This window comes from Anaerovibrio sp., assembly GCF_051866355.1.
In the GTDB taxonomy this organism is placed as follows: Bacteria; Bacillota; Negativicutes; order Selenomonadales; family Selenomonadaceae; genus Anaerovibrio.
This window is the reverse complement of the sequence record NZ_JBJDWZ010000001.1, coordinates 1-5,418: the sequence shown is the minus strand read 5'-3', so window position 1 is coordinate 5,418 and position 5,418 is coordinate 1. Positions and strand designations below refer to the sequence as shown.

Below are 5,418 nucleotides of genomic sequence, written 5' to 3'. Positions count from 1 at the left end.
GCGCAACCAATTCGTGCCATCAGTGCAGAGGCAATCACCATCAGCGCAATCGCTCTCCCGCATTACTGCTGTTTTTCATACAGCGCGCCGTTATAAATCCGCTTCACAGCCTCATACTCTTCATTGATAACACTGTACCTTGCTTCATAGGAAGAAGCCGTCACACCAATGGCATCAAAAATCGTGTGCATCAGGTAATCCGTGCGGTAAGGCCGATGCACAGCCCCCTTGATTCTCGCCCAGATATCGGGGTTCTGTTCCTTGTAGCTTGAGGACGCCCAGATAATAAAAGGCACCTCTATCATATGCCGGCTCCCCTTTTCCTCGGAGCTATGCCCTGCAAAATCCGCAGTATCATACAAATCCATGCCATGGTCAGAAATATAAAAAATTATCGCATTCTTGTCCTCAAAGCGCCGTATAATTTCATCCACCACATAATCGTTATAATACACGGCATTATCATATTCAGCCTGCAGTTTTCCCCGCTCGTCCTTCTCCCCCGGCTCATCATCCGCCGTAAATCTGGCAAAGGACTGCGGATACCGGCGCACGAAATTCTCATGCGTTCCCTCCAGATGAATCGTATAATACTGCTTCGGCTGTTCATTGTACTGCAGATACTCTTCCAGCGGCTGCAGCAGCTTTTCATCATACTCGGCAACGGCCACGCCGCCACCGGCAGCACTGCCGGAAATATGCAGAAAATGGCACGCATCAGAACGCTGTGCATAATACCTGTCAAAATTCCCCCAGCGTCCCACAGGCTCCTGATTGGAAAGCCATACCGCATAATACCCTGCCTTGCGCAGAATATCAATCATATTGGGATACTTATACCACCATACATTTTCATCGCGTTCCTTCGTTGACGTATTGAACACGATTGACATCACATTTGCCGTGCCATTGCCGCAGGCTATGGTGTCGTCAAAAACAGCCAGCTCGCCCCTGGCATCACGCATTTTCAGATGCGGGGAGGTGTCCAGATGGTAGCCGTAAAGGCTCATGTGATTTCTGTCCGTGGATTCTCCCAGAATAAATACCACATAGGGAACCTGCCTCGTCCCGGCATCAACAATCTCCTTTTCAGCCAGCTCATCCAGCGCGGCATAAACAGTTTCCTCATCCCCCATATTGGCAACGCCAATCAAAAAATCATTGGTGATGCGCAAAATGTTCAAATGACTGTAAACCGTATCATAAAAAATGCTCTTGCGTACAAACTCCATATCCCTGTTCATACCGGTGTATTTCTCATAGCTCTGCACACCGATAATCACGTTGCTGGCCACAGCAAAAAACAGCGTAATGCACATCAGGCGGCATCCCCGCCTGCCCAGGCTGTGCCTTCTGACAAAAACTGCCAGCCCCGCACAGGCCACGGCCGCCAGCAGCAGTACAGTACACACCTGCGGCTTATACACGTAGGTTTCCAGAAACTCCATTGCCGTGCTGGGGTCTGTCCCCATCAAAATCATCAGCTTGGAGGTATCCAGCACATCCTCATACTGATACATGATAAACCAGTCAGCAACACAGGTCACTCCGGCATATCCCAGCAGTACAAAAGCACACAGATACTTCATCCACTTCCACCTAAAGCCATGAAAAAAGCATGCCAGCAGAAAAATCCACAGCACCCCCGGCAATAAATAATGCACCAGGCTTACAGCCACGCGCCGCCCCGGCTCCATACTGCTGTTGGCACAGAAATATGCGCCTGCCACGCTCGAATTAAACACGAACAGCCAGCAAATCAGGCTGTGCTCCTGCTCAAACACTCCGGACAGCCTTTCGTAGAGCCATCTGCCTGCATCCCCCGGCCTGCCCCTGAGCCAAAATCCACGCCCAAATCTAAATCCCATAATCTCCCAGCTCCATAAATTTCACACTGCCCATAAAGCTCACAAGCCATATAAGCAAAACTCGTCTATTGAAACAATAAAAAACCGCCGCCATGCAGACAAAGCCACGGCGGCAGTACATACAACACACTAAAACGCCCCATCCGGCAAAAATCATCAGGCCATGTCAGACAAAGCCTCCGAAATCCGATAGAACTTCTGAATCGCGGACACAAAACTGCTAAGCTCCTCAGAAATCCACCTGCGCTCGTTAATAGAAATCATCGCACTGACACTGCAATTCTTGATATCAGTTTTCAGCTCTATCAACGTGCCATTGGCCAGCTCCTTCTCAACAGCATACCGCGGCAGGACAGCTACACCCTTGTTGCAGACAATTCGCGACTTGATAGCCTCGATATTCTTCATGATGGAGGTTTCCTCCATCACAATGTTCTTCCTGCTGAGATAGATATTGGAAAGACGCTCATACACGCCATCCTGGTCAAAGCAAATCAGCGCCACATTCTTTTTCTGATTGCCGGTAATAAAATCCCGGTCAGCCTCCGCCATATACGGCGAACCAACCAGAACCAGCGGTATGGACAGCAGCTTCTGCGTAGAAATCAGAGGATTCTTCACCGCATTGTAATGAATCCCCACATCCAGCATGCCGGAAGCTACCTTCGTAGTAACCTCAACGGAGTTATACACATTCATAGACACCCCGATATGCGGGAATGTCTTGCTGAACTCCTTCAAAAACTCAGGCACCCTGTACATCAGCAGGGTTTCCGGAATACCCACGTTCAGGGTAGCAGTCACAGGTACTGCCTCGTCATCCTCCTGAGCATCGGCCTGCATATCATAATAATCCTCCTGCGCCTTGACATAACGAGCATACTCGGAACGCTTCAGCAGAGGATTTATCGGCTTGAACTTGCCAGTCAGCTTTTTGAGGGAGCTCTCATCATCGGCACTCTTGCCTGCCGGATCCAGCATCTCAATCATATTGCTCTTTGATGCACCCTTCAGCAAAGAGCTCAAAAACGAAGAAATACCGGACGAACCCGCCTTGCCGCGAGGCTCCTTTACCTCCTGTGCAGCCACAGGCTCATCGTACTGCGCCCACTGGTTCATCCCCCCGGACGCATCCTGACCGGCCGCCTGACTATCCGCACTATGTGGTTCATCGACCACCATCCTCGGCGGCTCATTGTCCTGCACACGATGCGGTGATTCATTCGTAACCACATGCAAAGACGGCTCTCCCATCTGCCTGCCTGCCTCACCACTGCGGACGCGGTGGGACCCATCAACTACCAGGCGAAGTGCCTCCTTGCCCTCCTTCGGCTGTGCCTTGGCGGCCTCCGGCTTGCCGGCCTCGCCACCGGCAACCATCCTGAGGGATGCGCCTTCCTTCTCGGACTGCGCCTGTTCCTTCATGGCCTGCAGCTCCTGCATGGCGCGCGCCGCCTCGGCCTTCATGGCCTGAGCCTCCTGCATGATACGCGCCGCCTCGGCCTTCATAGCCTGAACTTCCTTCATGGCCTGGGCTTCCTGCATAGCGCGCTCCGCCTCGGCCTTCATGGCCTGAGCCTCCCTTATGGCCTCCTGCGCCGCCTGCTGTACGGCACTGGTTTCCTGCACCATCTGCTGTGCCGAATCTGTTTTTTGCGATACATCCTGCACAGCATCTGCCGCCAGCACTGCCTGCTGCACAGTTTCCTGCTTCTGTACAGGCTGTCCGACAAAATCCGCCTCCTGCACCGCCTGCCGGATGGCATCCACCTCCTGCGCAGCCGCAGCTACCCCATCAACATTCTCTGTTGCCTGCACCTGCTCCGATATAGTGGCTGTCATGTTTTCTTCATTGACCTGGATATTTTCCTGTTTTTTTGTGCCTTCACCGCCCGACGACCTGCGGTGTCTTCTCTTACCACTGGCAAGCTGACATGCTGTGCCTAAAATAGTGTCAGCATAAGTCATAACAACAACCCCAATACCTAAAAATAGATAAAATACCTTCTTATATTTTAATAAACTATAACCAATATGTCAAATGATGAAGTTAATCATATTTAAATATATTTTCTCTCTTTTTTGTTAATTTTGACAAAAAAATCATCTATTAGCATTGCAAGCGGCACAATGAAAAAAATTTCCACATTACGTATGATTAAGCAAATTTTCCATAAAAATAAAACTAAAGACTATTCAACTTTCTGTGAATTTAGTATACTATACTATGGTAGGGATTATACAAAAAGGAGGATATAATGATGTTAAGCGTACTCAGGCGCGTTGCAGGTTATATCAATGCACAGCGCCAAAAAGGGCAGATTCTTGTGTTCACGGCAGTGCTGCTGCCGCTGGTTATTGCCGCCACCGGCTTTACCGTGGATTACGGCAACATGTATCTCACCAAATCAAAACTGCAGAATGCAGCTGACGCAGCTGCCATAGCCGGAGGCTGGGCTTACTGCAACAACGGCAATTCCAAAACCGTTGCTGATGCCGCCGCCACGGATTCTGTAACGACAAACATGTCCGAGGTCACAAAGGAAAATCAGAGCTATAAAGTAGGAACTAATCAGAATGGCGATGTTTTCTACAAGGCAGAGCTGAAATCCGAGGTGCCAATCTACTTCCTCAGCTATTTCAGCGATATCGGCGATTCCACTGAAATTCGCGCTGACAGTATCGCCAAGATTTCCAAATCCTCTGGCGGCAGCTCCAGCAGTAATGCACCACTGTTTGACGCACTCTTTAAATTTAGTGATGGCGGCTTCCGCTCCATCAACGCCAATCAGAATCCTGACAATATTACCATTGCTCAAATTAAGGATTCTTCTTTCTATCAGGGCAGGGTTGTTGCTGTCGGTGAGGATGCAGACAGCGCCAAGCACTACACCCATGAGCTGCTCCAGCCATCTGTACTGGAAAACTTTGATGATAACACCGTACTCAGTGATATCATCTACCAAAAGGATGAAAACGGCAACTACGTTGTAGATGAGAACGGCAACAGGGTACTGAGCGAGGATTACAAAAAATACTGCAATGACATCGAGGCTGACCCTGACGGCGATTTATCCGCAGAAATGAAAGCCATTCTGGCCGCCGCCGAGGGAAATTCCATAAATGATACCTCCGGCAACCAGATTAACCTGAGTAAGTATGCTACCGGTGAATGGCAGGATTATGACTATATTTACAATAATCAGGGCATCAACCCTGACATTGTCATTGACGGCAACCTTCCTGCCAAAAAGGATGCAGACGGCAACGATGTGCCTCTGTACATCATCGTGGACAGCAGTCAGATGGCCAAGATGACCGTAAGGATAAACATGTCAGATACCAGCCGCCCTGTTGTGCTGGTTTACACCGGCACCAGTACAGTGTATATCGAAGCCAACAACTCTACCTTCCGCGGTGCCATCTGCGCCCCGAATGCTTACATTCACATGAACGATCAGGGCCTGAATTTCTACGGCTCCGTAGTGGGCAAGGGCATTGAAATCACCGGCAAGGGCAGGTATTACCAGACTAACATCGGCGGCGGTGC

3 protein-coding genes are annotated in these 5,418 nt (G+C 50.0%); 1 reads left to right on the top strand and 2 read right to left on the bottom strand.

Annotated elements, in window-relative coordinates:
• Positions 1-62: 62 nt before the first annotated feature.
• The gene (locus ACI3UA_RS00015) at positions 63-1,868 is read right to left on the bottom strand and encodes a phosphoethanolamine transferase (protein WP_439722778.1); all 1,806 of its coding nucleotides are present in this window, start codon (positions 1,866-1,868) and stop codon (positions 63-65) included.
• 156 nt (positions 1,869-2,024) lie between these two features.
• Positions 2,025-3,710, bottom strand: a complete 1,686-nt coding sequence (locus ACI3UA_RS00010; RefSeq protein ID WP_439722777.1) for a LysR substrate-binding domain-containing protein — start codon at positions 3,708-3,710, stop codon at positions 2,025-2,027.
• Between the two features lie 419 nt (positions 3,711-4,129).
• Here ACI3UA_RS00010 and ACI3UA_RS00005 point away from each other — a divergent pair.
• A partial coding sequence (locus ACI3UA_RS00005; RefSeq protein WP_439722776.1) for a pilus assembly protein TadG-related protein occupies positions 4,130-5,418 on the top strand: 1,289 nt, incomplete at its 3' end.